The sequence below is a fragment of the Methylobacterium sp. Leaf102 genome, from assembly GCF_001422425.1.
Classification (GTDB): domain Bacteria; phylum Pseudomonadota; class Alphaproteobacteria; order Rhizobiales; family Beijerinckiaceae; genus Methylobacterium.
The window spans coordinates 90,577-112,092 of record NZ_LMMX01000003.1 but is presented as its reverse complement, the minus strand read 5'-3'; the positions used below and the strand labels follow the sequence as shown (position 1 = coordinate 112,092).

Below are 21,516 nucleotides of genomic sequence, written 5' to 3'. Positions count from 1 at the left end.
GATCAAGCGGTGCCTCCCGGTTCGGCCGCGGCCCGGTAGGCGCGCCACCCGCCGTACCGGGTGATCTCCGGGGCCTCCGCGACGGCGTGCGCCTCGCAGAGGAAGCCCGGAACCGCTCTTCCGTCGGCCAGGGCGATCCGGCCGATCCCCAGGGGTGCGGGGATCGCGGCGACGAAGCGGCCGAAGGCCTCCGGCGGCAGCGTCCAGATCTCGACCGCGATCCCGGGTCCGTCGAAACCCGGGTCGCGCACGAGGCCGGGCTTGGCGGGCTCGGTGTGCGGCAGGACGTAGAGGCGGTAGTCGGACTTGGTCCGGGTCTTCTCCAGCAGGGTCGCGCCGAGGGCGAGCAGCTCGCCGTTGAGGGGGAGGCCGGACAGATGCGCCCCCACCACCGCGAGGGCGACGCCGGCGTGGCCGGGCTCCGGGCGGCGGACGAAGTCCGGCACGGCCCCGGCGCGGTCGCGCCCCAGGCCGCACGCGGCCCCCCGGTGGAGGGCATCGGCCATCGGTCCCAGGGCATCGTCGCTGCCGCCGGGGCCGACCAGGGTGACGCCAAGGGGCAGGCCGTCGCCCCGGAACCCCGCCGGCACCGCGATGGCGGCGAGGCCGAGCAGGTTGGCGAAGTTGGTGTAGAGGCCGAGCCGGCTGTTGAGCGCGACGGGGTCGTCGCGCATGGCGGCCACCGTGTAGATCGTCGGCGTCGTCGGCAGGAGCAGGATGTCGAGGCCGGAAAACAGGGCGTCCGCCTCGCGCTTCAGGGCCTCGAACCGGTAGCGGCCGCGAAAGGCGTCGACGGCGCTGAACGCCCCGGCGGAGGCGACGATGGCGCGCACGCTCGGATCGAAATCGTCGGCGTTCGTGCCGAAGAACGTCTCGACCGCCGCGAGGCGCTCGGCCACCCAGGGGCCGCCGTAGAGGAGGTCGGCGATGGCACGCAGGGGGGCGTAGTCGAACGCGACGGGCGTGCCGCCCAGGGCTTCGAGCCGGGCGACGGCCGCGTCGTAGAGGCGCTCAGCCTCGGTGTCGCCGAAGAATTCGCGGTCCGCCCCCGTCAGCACCCCGAAGCGCGGGGCGGACGGCAGGGACACGGGCGTGATGCGCCGGGCGTAGATGTCGCTCCCGTCGAACCCCTCGGCGATCCGTCGGATCTCGATCCCATCCGCGACGCACGGGGCGAACACGGTGATGCAATCGAGGCTGCGACAGGCCGGAACGAGGCCGGTGGTGGAGACGAGACCCGGCGTCGGCTTGATGCCCACGAGATTGTTGAAGGCGGCCGGGACCCGGCCGGAGCCGGCGGTGTCGGTGCCGAGGGAGAAGCAGGCCAGCCCCGCCGCCACCGCCACCGCCGAGCCCGAACTCGACCCTCCGGAGATGTGGTCGGGCGAGAAGACGCTGCAGGGTGCGCCGTAGGGGGATCGGGTGCCGTTGAGGCCCGTGGCGAACTGGTCGAGGTTGGCCTTGCCGATGACGAGGGCGCCGGCCGCCTTCAGCCGCGCGATCACGTGCGCGTCCTGCGCCGGCTCGAACGCGAAGGCCGGGCAGGCCGCGGTGGTGGGCAGGCCGGCGACGTCGATGTTGTCCTTCACCGCGAAGGGCACACCCCAGAGCGGCAGGGAATTCGGCTCGGGGTGGCGCGCCATCAGGGCACGGGCCGCCGCGATCAGGTGTTCGCGGGGGACGGGCGTGATGAAGACGGCCGGGTCGGGACAGGCCGCCATACGGTCGGATACGCGGGCGGCGAGGTCGGCCGGGCTCAGGTCTCCGGCGGCGTAGCGTGCACGCAGGGCCGCGAGGGTCAGGACCGGCGGCAGGCCGTCATCCACGCGCGGATCGTAAGTCGCGTCGTTGTGCTCACCACGATGCATCCCTGCCTCCTTTGTATACACGGCGCGACACGTCACCGGACGCCGCCTCGCCCGCGACGCGTTCCCCGCTTCCCCGTGAGCAAGCCCGTTGCCAAGGCGCCTCAGCCGGGCGTGCCCGCGTAACGCGATGCAGGTCCATGGGCGGACGGGTCGCCGGGCGCATCTCCGACCTGCTCGGCGAAGCGCTGGATCAGCCAGCGCCCTGCGGGTCCGGGCGGCCGGTCGGTGCGGTGGATCGCCGTGAAGGGCAGGCGGCGGCGCTTCGCCTCCGGCATCCGCAGTTCGACGAGGCGTCCCGCCGCGAGGTCCGCCCGCACCATGTGGGCCGGCATGCTGCCCCAACCGATCCCGGCGAGCAGCAGGGTGTGCTTCGAGCCGAGGTCGGAGAGCCGCCAAGTGCGGGTGGCGATCACGCCGAATTCCTGACCGTCCGACAGCGGCGAGCGGTCGGCGATCACGAGTTGGACATGCTCGCGGGCCTGGCCCGGCGGGGCGTCGTCCGCCCGAGCGAGGGGGTGCGACGGGGCCGCGACCGGCAGCATCTCGACGTCTCCGACGGCGATGTGTTCGAGGGGATCGCTCGTCTTGTCCCAGATCTCCACGCCGATGCCGATGACGGCCTTGCCGCTGGCGACGCAGTGCTGGACCGCCCCCAGGGCCTCGACGTTGAGGCGCAGCGCCACAGTCGGAAACCGTGCCTGGAACGCCTTCAGGGCATCGACGAGACGGTCGCCCGGCATCAGCACGCTGACGGCGAGGCTGACCTCGGCCTCCAGCCCGCCGAGCAGGCCGTTCACCTTGGCGCGCAGGGCATCGAGACTGTGGGCGACGGTGCGGGCCTCGGCCAGCACGGCACGCCCCGCCTCGGTGAGTTGCGGCTTGCGGGTCGCCTCGCGATCGAACAGCGGCAGGCCGAGCTGCTGCTCGAGGTTGGCGATCCCGTAGCTGATTACCGAGGTGGCGCGGTTGAGCCGCCGGCCCGCCGCCGCGAAGCTTCCGGCCTCCACGACGCACAGGAACACGCGCAGCTGATCGAGGGTCGGGATTCCGGCCGTCCGCATGTCGTTTCCCCGCCCATCGCCTCGCACACGGCACACCGGCGCCGGGCGGGTCTCGCAAGCAAGGGGAGCGCCGGTTCCAAAGAAGGCGACGCCGACGCGACGAAGCCGGTCCCCGTAAGGACCGGCTTCGTCGCGTCGGCGTGTTCGTGCGCGGATCAGCGCGCGGTGCGCGACCGGATTGCGGGGTGGGGCGCCCGGAGCGACCCGGTGGTGGCGACGTCCGCACCCGCCACCCAAGCCGGGACCGCTCCGTCGAGGCGCCGCCGGTCGTTCGCAGGCGCCCCCGCGACGCCGCCCGGCGCCGTGACGGCCGGAATGCCGGCGGGGGCCGTGTAGCTCTGGGCGGACGCGGCGCCGGTCAGACCGGCGACGGCCGTGAGAGCGAGGACCGACAGGGTGAGGATACGGGACATGATGGGCTCCATCGGTTCGGTGTGCCGACGTTGGCCGGCTTCTGATGGAGCGAAGATGGGCCTGGACCGCCCTCCGAAAAACCCGAAAAGACTCGATGGAAACGTTCGATGAAATCGAAAAGACGGATGCTTCAGTGATGCCCGGCCATGTGCCGGCCGATGGTGCCGGCTTCGGCGTCCGCCGCCGGGGTCTCGTAGACGAGGCGCCCGTCCGACATCACCAGGATGCGGTCGGACAGTTCCAGGATCTCGTCGAGGTCCTCGCTGATCAGCAGCACCGCCGCCCCGGCATTGCGCGCGGCGACGATCCGGTTGCGGATCTCGGAGACCGCCGCGAAGTCGAGGCCGAAGCACGGATTGACCACGATGAGGAGATCGACGGGATCGGTGAGCTCGCGCGCCAGCACGGCCCGCTGCACGTTGCCGCCCGACAGGGTCGCGATGGGGGCCTCGGCGGAGGCCGTCTTCACCTTGAACCGGGCGATCAGCTCCCTGGCCCGGGCCGCCATGGCACGCTTGTCGAGCCACAGGGTCGGGGGGCCGCCGGCCGCGTCGCCGCGCCGGTCGAAGGCGCGGAAGGCGAGGTTCTCGGACACCGACATGCGGGGCGCGCAGGCGTTGCGCAGGGGCTCCTCCGGGATGAACCGGACCTTTCGCGATCGGCTCTCGGAACGGGTGCCGGAATAGGGTGCGCCCGCGACGATCACCCGACCGGCAGTGGCGCGGATCTGCCCGCCGAGCACGTCGGCGAGTTCTTTCTGGCCGTTGCCGGAGACGCCGGCGATGCCCACGATCTCCCGGGCGCGCACCCGCAGGCTGTCGATGGCGATGTGGCGCAGGCCGGACGGGTCGGTGGCGGTGACGCCCTCGACCCGGAGCACCTCGCGGCCCGCGTCCGCGTCGCCGATCCGGGCCGCGAGGGTCCGCACGGTCCGCTCGCCGATCATCAGCGCCGCCATGTCGTCGCGCGAGAGCGTCCCGACGGCACCGCCACCGACGAGGCGGCCCCGGCGCAGGACGCTCAAGGACCGCGCGAAGGTCTCGACCTCGTGGAACTTGTGGCTGATCATCAGCACGGTGAGGTCGCCGCGGTCGGTCATGGCGCGCAGCAGACCCAGCACCTCCTCGGCCTCGGAGGGCGTCAGCACCGAGGTCGGCTCGTCGAGGATGAGGAACCGGGCCTCGAGGTAGAGCTGCTTGACGATCTCGAGCTTCTGCTTCTCGCCCGCCGCCAGCTCCGCCACGGGCCGGTCGAGGTTCAGGCGGAACGGCATCCGGTCCATGAAATCCGCCAGCACGGCGCGCTGGGCCTTCCAGTCGAGGATCGCCGGCGCGTCGGCGCGCGCGATGACGAGGTTCTCGGCGCCCGTGAGGGACGGCACCAGGGTGAAGTGCTGATAGACCATGCCGAGGCCACGCGCCTGCGCCCCCTTCGGATTGGTGATCTCGGCCTCGCGCCCATCGACCAGGACCGTGCCCGCGGTCGGGGCGTAGAAGCCCATCACGCACTTGACGAGGGTCGACTTGCCGGCGCCGTTCTCGCCCAGCAGGGCGTGGAAGCCGCCCCGCTCGATCTTCATGGAGACGTCGTCGAGGGCCGCATGCGCGCCGAAGCGCTTCGTCATGCCGATGGTCTCGATGCCGATGGCGCGGGGCAGGGCGGGGGTGCTGTCCATGGTGCTCAGCCCATGGCCCGGAGAAGCGCCTCGGACGTGGCGACGGCGCCGAAGACGCCGCCCTGCATGGTCACCATCTTCAGGGCCGCCGCGTGGTTGCCGGGATCGGTGGCCGCGGTGGCGTCGGAGACGATGACGCATTCGAAGCCGCGGTCGTTGGCCTCGCGCATCGTGGTGTGAACGCAGACATCCGTGGTGATGCCGGTGAGGATGAGGTTGCGGATCCCGCGCGCCTTGAGGATCAGTTCGAGGTCGGTGGCGCAGAACGAGCCCTTGCCGGGCTTGTCGATCACCGGCTCGCCCGGCTCCGGCGCCAGCTCCGGAATGATCTCCCAGCCGGGCTCGCCCCGCACCAGCACCCGGCCGCAGGGTCCCGGATCGCCGATGCCGGCCCCGATGCGGCGCGAGCGCCAGCGCTTGTTGGCGGGCAGATCCGCCAGATCCGGCCGGTGCCCCTCGCGGGTGTGGATGACGGGAAAGCCCCGTTCGCGCGCGGCGGCGAGGAGCCGGGCGATCGGATCGATCGGCGCGCGGGTGAGGGCGAGGTCGTAGCCCATGGCGTCGACGTAGCCGCCGACGCCGCAGAAATCCGTCTGCATATCGATGACGACGAGGGCCGTGGCCTCGGGGCGAAGGCTGCCGTCGTAGGGCCAGGGGTACGGCTCGGCGGCCGCATAGGTGCCCCCGGCCGAAGTTTGTGCGCCCACGGAGGAGGCCTCCACGCCCATGGGAGAGCCCGCGCTCATTCGGCCGCCTCGCGGGCGCCCGGCGCCAGCGCCTCGCCGTAGGACCGCGTCGGCGCGGGAAAGCCGCAGCCCGTGCCGTCGACGACCTGGACCTGATCCTCCCACGGCACGCGGTACCGGCCGGCGGCCAGATCGTGCATGTAGGTGTAGGGGCAATCCTGCGCGCCCCCCTTCACCGCCGTGTAGCCGCGGTGGCCGAGCTGGTAGATGTTGTTCTCGACCCCCCAGTGGATGCGCGCCTCGCGCACGAGGTCGGGCCGCACCTCGGCCGTGATGATCTCGTCGACGCGGCCCGTGGTGCCGTGAGCGATGATCGCGCCGTCGAAGTTGCAGATCATGCCCTCGCCCATGGAATCGAAGGCGCCGTCGGAGCCGCACAGGCAGACGTTGGCGGTGACCATGAGGTTGGAGAACGCGTTCGCCTGGTTGGTGAAGCGCCAGGAGTCGCGGATCGGCGCAGTGTAGCCGGCCGTGCGGATCATGATCTCGGCGCCCTTGTAGGCGCATTCGCGGGCCATCTCGGGGAACATGCCGTCGTGGCAGATGATGAGGCCGAGTTTCGCGCCCTTCGGCCCGTCGATCACCGGGATGCCGAGGTCACCCGGCTCCCACGGCTCCACCGGCACCCAGGGGTGCATCTTGCGATAGGTGAGCTTCACCGCGCCCCCGTCGTCGATGATCAGGCCGGTGTTGTAGGGATTTCCGTGCGGGTTGAACTCCATGATTGAGAAGCAGCCCCAGATCCGGTGCTCGCGGCAGGCCGCCTGGAACGCCGCGACCTCGGGGCCATCCACCCGGCACATGATCTCCGGGTTGGTGTCCATCGACAGGCCGTGCAGGGCGTATTCGGGGAACACCACGAGATCCATGGTTCCGAGGTTCGCGCGCGCCTTGGCCACCATGGCGACGACGCGGTCCGTCTGGGCCGTCAGATCGGCCTTCGTGACCACCTTGGGCAATTGCAGCTGCACGAGGCCGATGACGACGCCGTCGGGCGACTTGTTCAGTCCGCCGAGTCCGTTCATGCGAGAGCCTACTTCGAGAGGGACAGTTCGCCCGGTGCGCCGGCCAGCGCCCGGTCGGGCGACGCGGTGGCGATCAGCAGGGCGAGGGTGAGGACGTAGGGCGCGGCGTAGAACAGGTAGTAGCCTTGGCTGACGCCGACCGATTGCAGGGCCGGCCCCAGGGCCCCGGCGCCGCCAAACAGCAAAGCCGCGCCGAAGCACGCCAGCGGGTTCCAGCGGGCGAAGATGACGAGGGCCACCGCCATCAGGCCCTGGCCCGACGACACGCCCTCGTTCCACGAACCCGGATAGTACAGCGACAGGTAGGCGCCCCCGATCCCCGCCAGGGCACCGCCGGTGGCCGTCGCGTACAGGCGGACGCGGTCGACGTCGTAGCCCATGGCCCGTGCGGCGTCGGCACTGTCACCGACAACGCGCACGATCAGGCCGGCCTTGGTGTTGCGGAACGCCCACCACAGGAACACCGACAGGGCCGCGCCCGCGAGGAACAGCACGTTCACCTGCAGGGCCGCCTGCACCTGGGGCAGGCTCGACCAGAACCCGAAGGGAATGGCCGGGAGCGGCGGGGCCGAGGGTTGGATGAAGGGCTTGCCGAGGAAGAAGGCGAGACCTGAGCCGAACAGCATCAGGGCGATGCCCACCGCCACGTCGTTGACCCGGGGCAGGCGGCAGACGAACCCGTGCAGGAGGCCGAACGCGGCGCCCGCCAGGGCGGCGACCGCCACGCCCGCCCAGGGCGAATTGGTCAACACGGCGGTGCCGTAGGCGGACATGGCCCCGAAGACCAGGGTTCCCTCCAGCCCGAGATTGATCCGCCCCGAGCGCTCGGTGATGGTCTCACCGAGGCTGACGAACAGGAACGGCGTCGAGACGCGGATCGCCCCGCCGATCACCGCGATCAGGACGGACCAGAGACCGAGATCCTCGCTCATCGCCCACCCCTCATGCCGGCCCCGCGGGGGTCGATCCCCGTGCCGTCTCGCGCTCGGTTGCCCGGGATTTGGCCGCCCAGAGATGCGGGTTGAACAGCTTGAACCGGCCGTAGAGCGTTTCGCTCATGAGCACGACGAGGAAGAGCAGGCCCTCCAGCACCAGGACGGTGGCGTCGGGGAGCTGCATTCGCCGCTGGATCAGGCCGCCCGAGGCCTCGATGCCGCCGAGCAGGAAGGCCACCGGCACGACGGCGATGGGGTTCTGCCGGGCGAGGAACGCCACGAGGATGCCGGTGTAGCCGTAGCCGGCTGCGAGCGTGCCGTTGGCGGTGCCCTGCACGGCGACCACCTCGAAGAAGCCGGCGAGCGCCGCGAAGGCGCCGCCCAGGGCCGTGAAGCCGACGATGAGCCGGCCGACGGGCAGTCCCTGGATCTGCGCCGCCCGCACGTTGCCTCCGGCGATGCGGGCCGCGAAGCCGAGGGTCGTCCGGTCCATGAGCAGGTAGGCGGCCAGGCACGCGATCACGCCGCAGCCCAGCCCCCAATGCACGCCGATCCCCGGCATCGGACCGAGCATGAAGGCCTCGCCCACCGGCAGGGTCGAAGGCTTGTTCAGGCTCGTCGGATCGCGCAGCGGACCCTCTATGAGATGGTTGGCGACCGCGATGGCGATGTAGGACAGGAGCAGGCTGGAGATGGTGGCGTTGACGCCGCGATAGGCCTGGAGCCAGCCCACCGCACCGATCCAGACCGCTCCGACGAGGGCCGCCGCCAGCGCCATCAGGGGGATCGCGAGCGGCACCGGCAAGGCGGCGAGGGGCTGGGCGGCGGCCGCCGCGGCGAGGCCGCCGAGCACGATGGCGCCCTCGCCGCCGATCACCACGAGACCGAGCCGGGCGGGGAGGGCGACGCACAGGGCGGCGAACAGCAGGGGCGCGGCGCGCTGCAGGCTGTTGCCGAGCGCGAAGGCCGAGCCGAAGCCGCCGCGCCAGACGATCTCGACGAGTTGGACCGGCGACTTGCCCATGGCGGCGAGGAAGACACCGAACAGCACGAAGCCCGTCACGGCGGCGGCCACGGGAATCGCCACCGCCTCCGCGCGGCGCGCCAGCCAGGCGCGGACCTGGAGGCCGGCCGAGGGGCGCGCCGGGGCGGCGCTCAGCTCCGAAGGGGCGGCCTGCGCGACCACGCGTCAGGGTCTCCCGTGTGCGATCGGGGACGTCACCCGAGGCCCGATCGGCCCGGCGCTCATACCGAGCCCTTCACGCCGGCGACGAGGTAGTTGGTGCTCTCGAGTTCGGGCGCCTTCTCCGGGTAGGCTTGGCCGGCGGCCAGGATTTCCTTCCCGGTGTTGTCCTTGAGCGGCCCCTTGATGATGGCGTAGCCGCCCGTCATCATCTCGGCCTTGACCGCGTCGGCATTCTTGCGAGCCGCCTCGCTCACGCCGGGGCCGTAGGGGCTCATCTTGACGTAGCCGTCCGCGAGCCCGCCGCGCACGAAGTTCTGCGGCACGCGGCCGGCCTGCATCGCGGCGATGAAGTCCTTGTAGATCGGCAGCCAGTTCCACTCCGCGCCGGTGAGATACTTCTGCGGGGCGAGCGGCGACTGGTCGACGTGGTAGCCGCAGACGAAGGCCCCGCGCCGGGAGGCGGTTTCGACCACCACCTTCGGGCTGTCGACGTGGCAGGTGACAACGTCGGCGCCGCCGTCGATGAGCGCGTTTGCGGCCTCGGCCTCCTTGACCGCGAGCGACCACTCGCCGGTGAAGATGACCTGACAGGTGATGGACGGATCGACGCTCTGGGCCCCGAGCAGGAAGGCGTTGATGTTGTTCAGCACCTGCGGGATCGGCTTGGCGCCGACGAAGCCGAGCTTCTTCGACTTCGACGCATGCGCCGCCACGATCCCGTTGAGGTACTGGCCCTGGGCGATGTAGCCGAAGTACGAGCCTGCGTTCTTCGGATCCTTGTCCGTCCAGAGGCCGCCGCAATGCCGGAACTGGATCTTGGGGTTCTTCTTCGCCTGGGCGAGAAGATACGGACTGTAATAACCGAACGAGGTGGGGAACAGCAGCGTCGCCCCGTCGAGGTTGATCATGCTCTCCATGGTCTTCTCGACGGCGTTGGTCTCGGGGACACGCTCCTCCTCGGTGATTTCGAGGCCCGGCATACCCTTGAGCGCCTTCGCGGCCTGGGCGTGGGCTTGGTTGTACCCGTAATCGTCCTTGGGCCCGACGTAGATGAATCCGACGGTCAAGGCACCGGCGGCCCGCGCACGACCGGAGGGCAGGAGCCCGAGCGACAGGGCGCCGGCTCCGGCGAGAAGATGTCTGCGAGAGAAAGGGCGTGCGGTCACGGCATCCGTTCCATTCGACTCGCATGGTTGCGATGGAACGAAACCTAAGCCGTACCCCAATGGAGAGAAAGCCAAGACTTTCGGCAGTGCGATGATGGCGTTTGCTCTACGCGCATCAGCAATTGGACAGACCAGGCGCTCAAAATGACGGCCGTGTATGCACGGTTTTTGGCCACGCAAGGGACCCGCTTCCAGTTCCGTCGAAGGGCGTCCGGAAATGGAAGGGCCGGCAGGCCTATGGAAGCCGCCGGCCCAAACCGAGACGAGGATCGATGTCTCTCACACGCGGACTTCCAAGCCGTCGCGCACGTCATGCAGACCGGTTGCGGGATCGGCTGCCTTCAGCGCCCGCGCTGGGGCAGGGCGCCCCTCACCGAACCGGTGACGTCCGCATCCGCAGCACCGGCCCGTCCGGGCACCGGGTGGGACAAGCGGCCCGTGTAGGCGTGGAAGTTCCGGTCGGCGGCCTGTCCCTCGAGGCCGCCCGGTGCGGTCGCGGCGGGAATCCCGGCCGGGGCGGTGTAGCTCTGCGCGAGAGCGGCGCTGGAAAGGGCAAGACCAAGGGCGGCGCCCACGAGGATGCGTACGGTCATGGTTGGGTTCCCGAGTGCGGAGCCGCGGTCCGATAGAAGGCGGAACGGCTCGCTGAGTTCCCAGAATTTGTGCAGCAACGCATCAAAAAGCAACATTCCGTGCGCAAGGCGTGTGCATCATGTTGATGCACACGCCTTGGTTCGATGTCCCTCCGGTAATAATTCGCGAGAATAAACCGAGTTCGGACAGTTACTTGGACGCCAGTGCCGCCTTTTGTGCCAGGTCCTGCCGCCGCTGGCACGCATCTTTCGGCGGACCGCATCTCCGAGAAGCATCAGGCGACGGGAACACTCGGCGTTCCAGGGAATGCCCACCCGGAGGGCACCCAAGGGATCGCACCGCGCGAAGGGGCACGGCGCGGGCGGGACCCGGAGCTTACGCCGGGAACACGGTCGGCCCTTCCTCAAGTACGTTGGAATCGACCCGAACGGCTTCGCTCACGGACGGATCGCGGCTCAGCCCCGCCCGATCGTCGCCTCGATCTGCCCATGGGGCTCGTCGGTCGGCAGGAACACGGTTCCGGGATTCTCCAGGCCGAACGGCGTCAGGTTGATGGGAATGTAGTGCTTGTTCGGCATGGAAAAGCCGATCTCGGCGATCTCCGGGATGGCCGCGAGGACCGCCTCTCCCATGCGGTACATGCTGTCCTGAACGCTGGCGCTGTAGGTGGTGCCGAACACGTCGATCAGGATATCGAGCACCCGCGCGTTGGTGGCCGTGGTGTCGGCGGGGGCGGCCGCCCAGGACCAGGTGGCGTCCATGGCGGTGGCGGCGATGCGGTCCGTCGCGTCCGGCAGGGTGCGGTACCCGTCGTCGACGAAGTCCGCCCAGCCCGATTGCGTGGTCTTCATGAAGGTGAAGCCCCGCAGCCCTGAGCGGAGCACGCTCCCTTCGCGGCGGGCCGTCAGGGCGACGTAGCCCGTCCCGTTGCCGTCGAGGGTGAAGACGTGCCCATGCGGCGCGCCCCCGATGGAACGCCGCAGCCAGCGTGTTTCCGAACCCTCGATCCGCATCTCCTCGATCTGCGGGTACGCCTCGAGGAACGTGGCGGCGACGGCCTGGACGAAGGCCTCCGCGTCGAGGGCGAGGTTCCGGGCCGCGACCACGTTGACGATGTTCTTCACGCTGTCGGTGGCGACGCAGGCGCGGTTGTCGGCCCCGGTCCAGGCGGCGTCGAAGGCCCCCTTCATCAGCACCGTGAGGGAGAGTTCGCGCGGGGTGTGACGATCCCCGTCGCGAACGAGCCGCATCACCCGCACGCGGCCCTTGCCGTATTGGGAGGCGGTCAGGGGCATGGTCTTGTCTCCATGTGCGATCGGGAATCGAGGGGACGGCACGACGCTCCCGGCGCGCGCGAGAGACTCGCCGGTGCCCGCCTCGCGCGCAACGGCGCAGCCGAGGGTTCGTCGGGGACGCTCAATGCTCGGAGGCGGTCGCCTGCTGCCGGGCCGCCGCCCGCGACGCCCCGGCACCGGCGAGGCCGTTGAAGAACAGGTTCAGGGTCACCGCCGCGATGGCGCAGAGCAGGATGCCGGATTCGAGCAGCGGGTGCAGGGCATGCGGCATCTGCCTGAAGAAGGCCGGTGCGACCAGCGGGATCATGCCGAACCCGATGGACACCGCGACGACGAATAGGTTGTTGCGATTGCGGGCGAAATCGACCGCGCCGCGGATGCGCACCCCGGTGGCGCCGACCATCCCGAACATCACCAGGCCGGCCCCGCCCAGGACGCAAGGCGGCACCGCCTCCACGAGGGCTGCGAGCTTCGGAATCAGGCCGAGGCCCAGCATGATGCAGCCGCCGACGATGGCCACGTTCCGGGTCCGCACCCCGGTGACGCCCACGAGCCCGATGTTCTGCGAGAACGAGGTGTAGGGAAACGTGTTGAAGACGCCGCCCAGGATGGTGCCGAGGCCGTCGCCGCGCAGGCCCCTGGTCAGGCGCGCCTCGTCCACGGGATCGGCGCAGATCTCGGCGAGCGCCAGGAACATCCCCGTCGACTCGATCATCACCACGATCATCACGATGCACAGGGTGACGATGGAGACGGGATCGAAGGTCGGGTACCCGAAGGCGAAGGGGCGCACCACGTCGAACCAGGACGCCTTGGCGACGTGGCCGAGATCGACCAGACCGAAGAACGCCGCCACGATCGTCCCGGCGACGATGCCGATGAGCACCGAGGCCGAATTGACGAAGCCGGTGCCGTAGCGGGTGATCGCCAGGATCACGCCGAGCACGAACGTGGCGATGGCGAGAAAGAGCGGGGCGCCGTAGTCGGGATTGCCGACCCCACCCGCGGCCCAGTTGACGCCGACCTTCATCAGCGAGACGCCGATCACGAGGATGATCGTGCCCGTCACCACCGGCGGGAACAGCGGCAGCAGCCGTCCGACCAGGGGGCTCGCGAGGAACGCGAACAGGCCCGCGGCGATCACGGCGCCGTAGATTCCGGTCAATCCGATGGCGGGGTTGGTCCCCATGGCGACCATGGGCGTGACGGCGGCGAAGGTGACGCCCATCATCACCGGCATCCGCACCCCGACGCCCGGCAGGCCCCAACTCTGCACCAGCGTTGCGAGACCGCACGCGAACAGGTCGGCGCTCACCAGCATCGCCACCTGGTCGGGGGCGAGATTCAGGGCACGGCCGACGATCAGGGGGACGGCGACGGCGCCCGCATACATCACGAGGACGTGCTGCAGCCCGAGCAGGCCGAGGGCGACGGGGGGCACATTCGCCGCGGCCGCGGGCGGTGCGCTGCCGGTCGGGCTCAGGACGGCATCGGGCGGGGCCGCGATCGTCGTGGCGCTGTTCATGGTCGACACCTCTGCCGCGACGCGCAGATCCCTCACCGGGGATGCCGGTTCCAAGAGCGCAAACCATGTGCCAGAGGCCGAAGCGCTTGCCTCGGGCACGGCACGTGGCCCGTTGCCTGCACCCCTCCGCCCTGCGATGCGTCACCATCGCCCGCCTCAAAGGAGACCCGGCCGTCATGCCCACGACGCTCGCAGATCTGAACGAAGCCCCGGCCACCGAATTCGTGGCGGTGCTCGGCGCCGTCTTCGAGCATGCCCCGTGGGTCGCCGAGGCGACCGCCGCGCAACGGCCCTTCGGCACCGTCGAGGCCCTGTTCGCCGCCATGCGCCGGGCGGTCGAGGGCGCCCCGGACGCCCGGCGGCAGGCTCTCCTGGCGAACCATCCCGAACTCGCCGGACGCGCCGCCCGCTCCGGGGACATCGCCCCCAATTCCATTGCCGAGCAGGCCGCGGCGGGCCTCGATCGCCTGTCGGAGACCGAAGCCGCCCGTTTCGCAGCCCTCAATGCGGCCTACCGGGACAAGTTCGGGCTGCCCTTCATCCTGTGCGTCAAGCGGCACGGCCGGACCTCCCTGCTGGCGAGTTTCGAGGCTCGGCTGGCCGCGTCGCCGGAGGAGGAGCAACGGACGGCCGAGGCCGAGGTGATGCGGATCGCCGCGATCCGCCTGAACGCCCTGGTGACGGGCGCGGGGCCGTTGTCCACGACGGGCCGGATCTCGACCCATGTCCTCGACACCGTCCAGGGGAAGCCCGCCGCCGGGGTGGCCGTGACGCTCGTCGAGTTCATCTCGGACACGGACATTGCCGTCGTCGCCCGCGCGGTGACCAACGCGGACGGCCGCACCGACGCGCCCCTGATCCACGGGCGTCCCGTGCCGCGGGCGACCTACGAGCTCCGCTTCGCACTCGGAGACCACTTCCGGCGGATCGGGCCGGCGCTCGGCCTCGATCTGCCCGAGCCGCCGTTCCTCGACGTCGTGCCGCTGCGCTTCGGCGTCGGCGATCCGGAAGGCCATTATCACGTGCCCCTGGTGGCGACGCCCTGGAGCTATCAGACGTATCGGGGAAGTTAGCGTACCTCACCAGATTCCCGGTCGCAGCCGGTTCTCGCCTGGAGCACGGCGGCGCAGCGGGCGTTTGGTGAGAGGCACTCGAGGCCGGGCCGGCATGGCTATTGCTGTGCTCCGATCCGCGAACCCGGCCCAGGGCCGGCGGCAGGAGCGTATCCGATGCGTCCGTCCCGAATCATCTGCCTCGGCCTTCCCGTGATGGGTTGGCTCCTCGCAGGATGCCTGTTCGGCGGTGGCGTCCTCGGAGTGGCACCCGAAGCCCGGGCGCAAGCCAGCCTGACGCCTCCGGCCGGTCAATCGCGCCTCACGGCCCCGGGCGGCCTTCGCGGGCGAGCGATCCGCCGCCACGGAACGCATCGTCGTCGCTGACCCGGCGGAACCGCCAGGGCCGCGTTCCGTCGCCTCGACAGAAACCTGCTTCTCCCCTTCGACTGACCTGGAAGGTACCCGATCATGCGCCTGACGATTTCGGTCCTCGCCCTGTGCGGGGTGTTCGGCCTAGCCGGCCCGGCACTCGCCCAATCCGTGGGTGCCCCGGCCGGCAGCGACCCCGCCACGGCTCCCGGCGGTACCGAGGGCCGCGCCGGCCCCCGGAACGAACGGGAAGCGATTCGAAGCGGCGATGCCATTCCGGCCCCACCCGGCATCGGCGAGCCGATTCTCCCGCCATCCGGCATCCCGACGCCCGACCGGCCGCCGGCACCGCGCCCCTGATCCGTCGCCGGTAAGATCAAGAAGCCCGCCGGAGCGATCCGGCGGGCTTCCGCGCGTCCGATGGCGCGCTACTGCGTGAGCTTGTCGTCGATGCCCTTCACGTACCAGTTCATGCCGAGGATCATCGGGTCGGGTGCGGTCTCACCCGCCTTCACCGCGACGGTTCCGTCCTGCTTCAGCACCGGCCCGGTGAACGGGTGGATCTTGCCGTCGGCGATGGCCTTGGTGGTCACTTCGGCCATGGCCTTCACGTCGTCGGGCATGTTGGTGAAGGGCGCCAGCACCACCATACCGTCCTTGATCCCGCCCCAGGTGTCGCCGCTCTTCCAGGTGCCGTCGAGGACGGCCTTCGCCTGGGCGATGACGTAGCCGTTCCAGTCGTCGGTGATCGAGGTGAGCTGGGCCTTCGGGGCGAAGCGGAACTGGTCGGAGGACTGGCCGAAGGCGAGCTTGCCCTGCTTCTCGGCCTCCTGCAGGGGGGCCGCCGAATCGGTGTGCTGGGTGAGGATGTCGGCGCCCTGGGCGAGCAGGGCCTTGGCCGCCTCCGCCTCCTTGCCCGGATCGAACCAGGTGTTCACCCAGACGACCTTGATCTTGATGTTCGGGTTGACCGACTGCGCCCCGAGCATGAACGCGTTGATGCCGCTCACCACTTCGGGGATCGGGAACGAGGCGATGTAGCCCACGGTGCCGGATTTCGAGAGCTTGCCGGCGATCTTCCCGCACACGTAGCGGCCCTCGTAGAAGCGGGCCGAGTAGGTCGCCACGTTGTCGGAGCGCTTGTAGCCGGTGGCGTGCGCGAACTTCACCTTCGGGAATTTGCGGGCGACCTTCAAGGTCGGCTCCATGAAGCCGAACGAGGTGGTGAAGATCAGGCCGGCGCCGGAGCGGGCGAGCTTCTCGATGGAGCGCTCACTGTCGGCCTCGGGCACGTTCTCAAGGAAGGTGGTGTCGACGGTGTCGGGCATCGCCGCCGCCAGCGCCTTGCGGCTGAGATCGTGCTGGTAGGAATAGCCGAAATCGGCGACCGGCCCGACATAGACGAAGCCGACCTTCAGCTTGTCGGCCGCGGAGGCCTGCCAGGTCAGCACCGGTCCGGCCGCGAGGACCGCGCCCAGGACCGCACCGCCGAGTCTCATCAACCTACCCCGCATGGTGGTGTCCTCTTCGATCCGTTGTGGGCCAACTTCGGCGTGCCGTCGTGGAAGCGGGTCACCGGCTCGGCGTGAAGACGCGTCCGAGGGCGGCGGGCGCCAGCGAGCCGCCCTGGCGCCGTCCCAGGGAGAGCAAGACCAGGGCCAGGATGGTGGCGAGGTAGGGCAAGGCGGAGAGGAGCTGGCCCGGCAGGCCGAGCCCGGCGGCCTGGGCGTGAAGCTGGAGCACCGTCGCCCCGCCGAACAGGAGCGCGCCGGCCGCGACCCGCAGGGGCCGCCAGGAGGCGAACACCACGAGGGCGAGCGCGATCCAGCCGCGGCCCGCCGTCATGCCGGGCGACCAGAAGGGCGTGTAGGCCAGCGCCAGATAGGCCCCGCCGAGCCCGGCGCAGGCGCCCCCGAACAGGACGGACAGGAAGCGGACCCGGCGCACCTTCAGCCCGAGGGCATGGGTCGCGACGGGGTCGTCGCCGATGGCGCGCAGAGTCAGGCCCGCGCGGGTGCGCCAGAGGAACCACGACACGGCGGCGACGAGGGCGACCGCCGTGTAGACGAACGCATCCTGCCCGAACAGCAGCCGGCCGATCCCGGGCAGGTCGGTGAGGCCGGGGATCGCCAGGTGGGGCGCCGGATCGCGCTTGATGCCGACGTAGTTCGCCCCCACCAATCCCGACAGGCCGAGACCCAGGATGGTGAGCGACAGGCCGGAAGCGACTTGGTTCGCCGCGAGCCCGACGGTGAGGAGGCCGAACAGGGCGGCGAGGCCGAGGCCCGCTCCCGCACCGCCCAGCGCCCCCAGAAGGGTCGAGCCGGTCTGCATCGCCACCGCGAAGCTGACGGCCGCGCCGAAGATCATCATGCCCTCGACGCCGAGGTTGAGCACCCCGGAGCGCTCGGCGACGAGTTCGCCGAGGCCGGCGAGGATCAGGGGGGTCGCGGCCGCCAGGACCGTGACGAGCACCATCTGGACGATGTCGAGGGTCATGACCGGCTCCGGTCCTGTTCGCGCGGGCTCACGACGCCGTGCGGCCCGACGGCCCGCCGGGCACGATCCGGACGTGGTAGCGGGCGAACACGTCGGCCCCGAGGACGAGGCCGAGGAGCAGGCCCTGGAAGGCGCGGGTCAGGTCGAGGGGCAGCTTCAGGTCGATCTGCGCGCCCTCGCCGCCGATGGTGGTGAGCGCGATGACGAGGGCGGCGACGAGGATACCAGGCGGCGAGAGCCGGCCGAGAAAGGCGACGATGATCGCCGTGAAGCCGTAGCCCGGCGAGATCTCGGGCTGGAGCTGCCCGATCTTCCCCGTCACCTCGACGATGCCGGCGAGGCCCGCGGCCCCGCCGGAGATGGCGAAGGCCGACAGAGTCAGGCGCGCATCGGAGAAGCCGGCGAAGCGCGCGGCCCGCGGGCTCGCGCCGACGACCCGCACCGCGAATCCGAACAGGGTGCGGGCCAGCACGAAGGTCGCCAGCCCCACGGCGGCCAGGGCGACGAGCACGCCCGCATGCAGGGTCTCGCCCTCCATGAGGTAGGGCAGGCGCGCGGCCGGATCGAACCCGACGCTCTGGGGAAAGTTGTAGCCCGCCGGGTCGCGCAAGGGGCCGCGGACCATGTAGTCGAGCAGGAGCTGGGCGACGTAGACCAGCATGAGGCTCGTCAGAATCTCGGAGACCCCGAGGCGGACCTTCAGCACGGCCGGGATCAGCGCGTAGGCGGCCCCCGCGAGGGCTCCGGCGGCGAGCATGGCGGGCAGGATCCAGGGGGCGTCGCCCGATCCGTGCGTCGCCACGCCGACCCAGCCACCGGCCAATCCGCCGACGACGAACTGGCCCTCGGCGCCGATGTTCCAGAGGTCGGCGCGGTAGCAGAAGGCGAGCCCCGTCGCGATGAGGGCCAGGGGGGCGGCCTTGAGGACGATCTCCTGAAGCGACCACAGCTCGCTCAAGGGGGCGACGAAGTAGGTCACGAACGCCGCGCTCGGCGAGACACCGAGGGCCGCCACGGCGAGGCCGCCGATCAGAACCGCCGCGACGAAGGCCAGCGCCGGCGCGAGGATGTCGAGTACCGCGGAGCGGCGGGTGCGGGGCACGAGGTCGAGGCGCATGGGGTCTCCCGATCAGTGCGCGGGGGCCGGCGCCGCGTCGCTTGATCCGCCCATGAGCAGGCCGATGGCCTCGCGGGTCGTCTCGGCCGCGGGCACCGCCGCCGATAGCGTACCGTCGTGCAGCACGGCGATGGAACCGGCGAGCTCGAACAGTTCGTCGAGGTCCTGGCTGATGACGAGGATCGCGGCACCGCGGGCCGCGAGATCGATCACCGCCTGACGGATATGGGCGGCGGCGGCGGCATCGACGCCCCAGGTCGGCTGGTTGATCACGAGCGTTCCGGGCTCCGCCAGGATCTCGCGGCCGACCACGAATTTCTGGAGGTTGCCGCCCGACAGGGTGCCGGCGGCGGGATCGGGGCCCGCCTTGCGCACGTCGAAGGCCGCGATCACGCGCTGGGCGAGGGCACGGGCGGCCCCCGGACGAAGCAGACCGAACCGGGTCAGGGGCGCCGTCGAATGGCGCGACAGCAGGGCGTTCTCCGACAGGCTCATCGCGGGTGCCGCCGCGTGGCCGTTGCGCTCCTCCGGCACGAAGGCGGCGCCGAGGCGCCGGCGCGCGGTGATGCCGAGGTCCCCAGCGGGTGCCCCGTCGAGGCGCACGGAAGCCGGATCGGCCGCCCGCACCTCGCCCGACAGGGCCGCGAAGAGTTCGGCCTGTCCGTTCCCGGCGATGCCCGCGATCCCGAGGATCTCGCCGCCCGCGACGCTGAGCGAGACGTCGCGGAGCGCGGTGGCGTGCAGGCCGGGGGCGGGGAGGGCGAGGCGGTCGAGCGCCAAGCGCTCCCGGCAGACGGCTCCGCCCCCGCGCACGGTCACCTCGCGCACGGCGCTCCCCACCATCATCGCCGCGAGGGACCGGGCCGTCTCCTCCCGCGGATTGCAGGCGCCCACGACCTTGCCGGCGCGCAGGATGGTGGCACGCACGCAGAGCCGCCGCACCTCGTCGAGGCGGTGGGAGATGTAGAGCAGCGCCCGCCCCTCCGCGCGTAGACGCTCCAGCACGGAAAACAGCACCTCGGCCTCGCCCGGGGTGAGCACAGAGGTCGGCTCGTCGAGGATGACGAGTTTCGGATCCTGCAGCAGGCAGCGCACGATCTCGATGCGCTGGCGCTCGCCGGCCGAGAGCGACCAGACCGGACGGTCCGGCTCGAGATGAAGGCCGTAATCGATGCCGAGCTTGGCGATGCGGTCGGCCAGCGCCCGGCCGGAGAGATCCCGCGGCATGACGAGGGCGATGTTCTCGGCGACCGTGAGGTTCTCGCACAGGGAGAAATGCTGGAACACCATGCCGATCCCGAGCCGGCGGGCGGCGTCCGGGTTCGGCAGTTGCACGATGTCGCCCTGGTGCGTGACGACGCCCTCGCTGGGCTCCAGCAGGCCGTAGAGGATCTTCATCAGGGTGGATTTGCCGGCGCCGTTCTCGCCCAGCAAGGCGTGGATCTCGCCGGCCCGGATCTCCAGATCGACACCGTCGTTCGCCGTGAAGCCGCCGAACCGTTTCACGATGCCGTAGGCGCCGAACAGGGGCGTCGGCCCTGCCTGCGGGCGCGGCGAAGCGGAAGCGGAGCGGGCGGCTTCCATCCTCAGACGGCGCCGAACAGGTGCCGGGCCAACCGGCTGTGGTCTTCGCGCAGCCGACGCGTGTCGAGGCCGATCGGATGTCCGTCGATGACCCGCCATTGCCCGGCCACCATCACCCGGTCGGCCCGGTGGGCGCCGCAGAGCACGAGGGCCGCCAGGGGATCGTGCGCGCCGGAGAAGCGCAGCTCGTCCAGGGTGAAGAGGGCAAGATCCGCCTCGCGGCCCTCTTCCAGGCGGCCGATATCGGAGCGCCCGAGGCAGGCGGCGGAGCCCTCCGTCGCCCAGCGCAGGGCGTCGAGATGCGTGACCTTCTCGGCGCCGTAGGTGAGGCGGTTCAGCATCAGGGCGTGCCGGACGCCCTCCATGAGGTTCGAGCTGTCGTTCGAGGCCGAGCCGTCGACCCCGAGCCCCACGGGGGAGCCGGCGGCCTCCAGTTCGCAGGTCCGGCATTGGCCGGACGCCAGGGTCATGTTCGAGGTCGGGCAATGGCACACGCCGACCCCCGCCTTACCGAGGCGGGCGACCTCGTCGTCGTTGAAGTGGATGCCGTGGGCGAGCCAGGCGCGCGGGCTCATCCATCCGACCTCCTCGAGGTAGTCGACGGGGCGTTGCCCGAACGTCGCGCGGCAGTAGGCGTCCTCGTCCAGGGTCTCGCCGAGATGCGTGTGCAGGCGGCAATCATGGCGCTCGGCCAGCGCCGCGCTCTCGCGCATCAGCCGCTTCGTCACGTTGAAGGGCGAGCAGGGGGCCAACCCGATCTGCACCATGGCGCCGGGGTTCGGGTCGTGGAACAGGGACAGCACCCGCTCGCTGTCGGAGAGAATCGTGTCGTCGTCCTGCACGAGGGCGTCCGGCGGCAGGCCGCCGTCGCGCACCGACAGACTCATGGAACCACGGGTGACGAAGGCCCGGATGCCGAGGGCCCTCGCCTCCTCGACCTGGATGTCGACGGAGGCTTCGAGTCCTTTCGGGAACAGGTAGTGGTGATCCCCCGCCGTGGTGCAGCCCGACAGGAGCAGTTCGGTGTAGGCGAGGCGCGTGGCGAGGCGGAAGGCCTCCGGGGTCAGCTTGTCCCAGACGGTGTAGAGGGCCTGAAGCCAGGGAAACAGCGGCTTGTTGATCGCCAGCGGATGAGCGCGGGTCAGGGTCTGGAAGAAGTGGTGATGGGTGTTGACGAGGCCGGGGATCACCACGTGGCCCGCGGCGTCGAAGGTCTCGTGCACAGGCGCCGCCGGCTGGCCGCCCGAGGGCACGCGCTCCACGATGCGCGTCCCTTCGACGACGAGGCCGCCGGCCGCATCCTCCGCGAGGATCGCCAGCGGGTTCCTGATCCAGAGACGATGGGTCCCGGCCTTGTGCGCGTTCATTCCGACTCCCGATTCCACGCGATGTCCCGAGGGGA

The 21,516-nt window shown here is 70.7% G+C and carries 19 protein-coding genes; 2 read left to right on the top strand and 17 right to left on the bottom strand.

Going from position 1 to position 21,516, the window contains the following annotated elements; genetic code table 11:
• Positions 1 to 2: 2 nt before the first annotated feature.
• The 12 genes from atzF to ASF27_RS05145 all read right to left on the bottom strand — a co-directional run bounded on the left by atzF (position 3) and on the right by ASF27_RS05145 (position 13,490).
• Positions 3 to 1,868 (bottom strand): allophanate hydrolase, encoded by a 1,866-nt coding sequence (atzF, locus tag ASF27_RS05200; RefSeq protein WP_056358265.1) that lies wholly within the window; start codon positions 1,866 to 1,868, stop codon positions 3 to 5.
• A gap of 101 nt (positions 1,869 to 1,969) precedes the next feature.
• Positions 1,970 to 2,929, bottom strand: coding sequence for a LysR family transcriptional regulator (locus ASF27_RS05195; protein ID WP_056358262.1), 960 nt, complete (start codon positions 2,927 to 2,929; stop codon positions 1,970 to 1,972).
• Positions 2,930 to 3,084: 155 nt separating this feature from the next.
• Entirely contained in the window at positions 3,085 to 3,342 is a 258-nt protein-coding gene (locus tag ASF27_RS05190) for a hypothetical protein (protein ID WP_056168104.1), read from the bottom strand.
• Positions 3,343 to 3,473: 131 nt separating this feature from the next.
• On the bottom strand, positions 3,474 to 5,027 hold the full coding sequence (locus ASF27_RS05185) for an ABC transporter ATP-binding protein (protein WP_200918693.1): 1,554 nt from the start codon (positions 5,025 to 5,027) through the stop codon (positions 3,474 to 3,476).
• Positions 5,024 to 5,746: an isochorismatase family cysteine hydrolase gene (locus tag ASF27_RS05180; protein ID WP_056358257.1), complete on the bottom strand. Its 723-nt coding sequence runs from the start codon at positions 5,744 to 5,746 to the stop codon at positions 5,024 to 5,026. The genes ASF27_RS05185 and ASF27_RS05180 overlap by 4 nt, the downstream gene beginning before the upstream one ends.
• A gap of 14 nt (positions 5,747 to 5,760) precedes the next feature.
• Positions 5,761 to 6,789 (bottom strand): formamidase, encoded by a 1,029-nt coding sequence (locus tag ASF27_RS05175; protein ID WP_056167853.1) that lies wholly within the window; start codon positions 6,787 to 6,789, stop codon positions 5,761 to 5,763.
• 8 nt (positions 6,790 to 6,797) lie between these two features.
• Positions 6,798 to 7,721, bottom strand: coding sequence for an ABC transporter permease (locus tag ASF27_RS05170; protein WP_056167858.1), 924 nt, complete (start codon positions 7,719 to 7,721; stop codon positions 6,798 to 6,800).
• Between the two features lie 10 nt (positions 7,722 to 7,731).
• Positions 7,732 to 8,883 carry an ABC transporter permease gene (locus ASF27_RS05165; RefSeq protein WP_244480930.1) on the bottom strand — a complete coding sequence of 384 codons (1,152 nt, stop codon included), beginning with the start codon at positions 8,881 to 8,883 and terminating at the stop codon, positions 7,732 to 7,734.
• Positions 8,884 to 8,969: 86 nt separating this feature from the next.
• Positions 8,970 to 10,076: a BMP family ABC transporter substrate-binding protein gene (locus ASF27_RS05160; RefSeq protein WP_056358250.1), complete on the bottom strand. Its 1,107-nt coding sequence runs from the start codon at positions 10,074 to 10,076 to the stop codon at positions 8,970 to 8,972.
• A gap of 341 nt (positions 10,077 to 10,417) precedes the next feature.
• Positions 10,418 to 10,669 carry a hypothetical protein gene (locus tag ASF27_RS05155; protein ID WP_082478834.1) on the bottom strand — a complete coding sequence of 84 codons (252 nt, stop codon included), beginning with the start codon at positions 10,667 to 10,669 and terminating at the stop codon, positions 10,418 to 10,420.
• Between the two features lie 456 nt (positions 10,670 to 11,125).
• Positions 11,126 to 11,965: a factor-independent urate hydroxylase gene (gene pucL / locus ASF27_RS05150; RefSeq protein ID WP_056358244.1), complete on the bottom strand. Its 840-nt coding sequence runs from the start codon at positions 11,963 to 11,965 to the stop codon at positions 11,126 to 11,128.
• A gap of 121 nt (positions 11,966 to 12,086) precedes the next feature.
• Positions 12,087 to 13,490 (bottom strand): nucleobase:cation symporter-2 family protein, encoded by a 1,404-nt coding sequence (locus tag ASF27_RS05145; protein ID WP_082478833.1) that lies wholly within the window; start codon positions 13,488 to 13,490, stop codon positions 12,087 to 12,089.
• Between the two features lie 176 nt (positions 13,491 to 13,666).
• Between ASF27_RS05145 and uraD the strand changes: the two genes are divergently transcribed.
• Both uraD and ASF27_RS05135 read left to right on the top strand, forming a co-directional pair.
• The gene (gene uraD, locus ASF27_RS05140) at positions 13,667 to 14,563 is read left to right on the top strand and encodes a 2-oxo-4-hydroxy-4-carboxy-5-ureidoimidazoline decarboxylase (protein ID WP_056168109.1); all 897 of its coding nucleotides are present in this window, start codon (positions 13,667 to 13,669) and stop codon (positions 14,561 to 14,563) included.
• Between the two features lie 450 nt (positions 14,564 to 15,013).
• Entirely contained in the window at positions 15,014 to 15,274 is a 261-nt protein-coding gene (locus tag ASF27_RS05135) for a hypothetical protein (RefSeq protein WP_056167878.1), read from the top strand.
• Between the two features lie 68 nt (positions 15,275 to 15,342).
• On the opposite strand, the gene ASF27_RS05130 is transcribed toward ASF27_RS05135, so the two are convergent.
• Genes ASF27_RS05130 through ASF27_RS05110 form a run of 5 tightly spaced genes read right to left on the bottom strand, consistent with a single transcriptional unit; the run spans position 15,343 to position 21,481 of the window.
• Positions 15,343 to 16,428 (bottom strand): BMP family ABC transporter substrate-binding protein, encoded by a 1,086-nt coding sequence (locus tag ASF27_RS05130; RefSeq protein WP_056303628.1) that lies wholly within the window; start codon positions 16,426 to 16,428, stop codon positions 15,343 to 15,345.
• A 58-nt stretch (positions 16,429 to 16,486) separates the two neighbouring features.
• Complete coding sequence (locus ASF27_RS05125; RefSeq protein ID WP_056263045.1) at positions 16,487 to 17,413, bottom strand: ABC transporter permease; 927 nt, start codon at positions 17,411 to 17,413, stop codon at positions 16,487 to 16,489.
• Positions 17,414 to 17,441: 28 nt separating this feature from the next.
• The gene (locus ASF27_RS05120) at positions 17,442 to 18,530 is read right to left on the bottom strand and encodes an ABC transporter permease (protein ID WP_056358241.1); all 1,089 of its coding nucleotides are present in this window, start codon (positions 18,528 to 18,530) and stop codon (positions 17,442 to 17,444) included.
• A gap of 12 nt (positions 18,531 to 18,542) precedes the next feature.
• Entirely contained in the window at positions 18,543 to 20,114 is a 1,572-nt protein-coding gene (locus ASF27_RS05115) for an ABC transporter ATP-binding protein (protein WP_056263050.1), read from the bottom strand.
• Positions 20,115 to 20,116: 2 nt separating this feature from the next.
• On the bottom strand, positions 20,117 to 21,481 hold the full coding sequence (locus ASF27_RS05110; RefSeq protein ID WP_056358238.1) for an 8-oxoguanine deaminase: 1,365 nt from the start codon (positions 21,479 to 21,481) through the stop codon (positions 20,117 to 20,119).
• Between the last annotated feature and the right edge of the window lie 35 nt (positions 21,482 to 21,516).

What these genes read in the sequence shown, in the direction of transcription:
- ASF27_RS05125 (WP_056263045.1), bottom strand. Translation starts at nt 17,413, where the DNA reads ATGACCCTCGACATCGTCCAGATGGTGCTCGTCACGGTCCTGGCGGCC.
- ASF27_RS05135 (WP_056167878.1), top strand. Translation starts at nt 15,014, where the DNA reads ATGCGCCTGACGATTTCGGTCCTCGCCCTGTGCGGGGTGTTCGGCCTA.
- pucL (WP_056358244.1), bottom strand. Translation starts at nt 11,965, where the DNA reads ATGCCCCTGACCGCCTCCCAATACGGCAAGGGCCGCGTGCGGGTGATG.
- ASF27_RS05130 (WP_056303628.1), bottom strand. Translation starts at nt 16,428, where the DNA reads ATGCGGGGTAGGTTGATGAGACTCGGCGGTGCGGTCCTGGGCGCGGTC.
- ASF27_RS05170 (WP_056167858.1), bottom strand. Translation starts at nt 7,721, where the DNA reads ATGAGCGAGGATCTCGGTCTCTGGTCCGTCCTGATCGCGGTGATCGGC.
- ASF27_RS05145 (WP_082478833.1), bottom strand. Translation starts at nt 13,490, where the DNA reads ATGAACAGCGCCACGACGATCGCGGCCCCGCCCGATGCCGTCCTGAGC.
- ASF27_RS05155 (WP_082478834.1), bottom strand. Translation starts at nt 10,669, where the DNA reads ATGACCGTACGCATCCTCGTGGGCGCCGCCCTTGGTCTTGCCCTTTCC.
- ASF27_RS05175 (WP_056167853.1), bottom strand. Translation starts at nt 6,789, where the DNA reads ATGAACGGACTCGGCGGACTGAACAAGTCGCCCGACGGCGTCGTCATC.
- ASF27_RS05115 (WP_056263050.1), bottom strand. Translation starts at nt 20,114, where the DNA reads ATGGAAGCCGCCCGCTCCGCTTCCGCTTCGCCGCGCCCGCAGGCAGGG.
- ASF27_RS05180 (WP_056358257.1), bottom strand. Translation starts at nt 5,746, where the DNA reads ATGGGCGTGGAGGCCTCCTCCGTGGGCGCACAAACTTCGGCCGGGGGC.
- atzF (WP_056358265.1), bottom strand. Translation starts at nt 1,868, where the DNA reads ATGCATCGTGGTGAGCACAACGACGCGACTTACGATCCGCGCGTGGAT.
- ASF27_RS05195 (WP_056358262.1), bottom strand. Translation starts at nt 2,929, where the DNA reads ATGCGGACGGCCGGAATCCCGACCCTCGATCAGCTGCGCGTGTTCCTG.
- uraD (WP_056168109.1), top strand. Translation starts at nt 13,667, where the DNA reads ATGCCCACGACGCTCGCAGATCTGAACGAAGCCCCGGCCACCGAATTC.
- ASF27_RS05110 (WP_056358238.1), bottom strand. Translation starts at nt 21,481, where the DNA reads ATGAACGCGCACAAGGCCGGGACCCATCGTCTCTGGATCAGGAACCCG.
- ASF27_RS05120 (WP_056358241.1), bottom strand. Translation starts at nt 18,530, where the DNA reads ATGCGCCTCGACCTCGTGCCCCGCACCCGCCGCTCCGCGGTACTCGAC.
- ASF27_RS05190 (WP_056168104.1), bottom strand. Translation starts at nt 3,342, where the DNA reads ATGTCCCGTATCCTCACCCTGTCGGTCCTCGCTCTCACGGCCGTCGCC.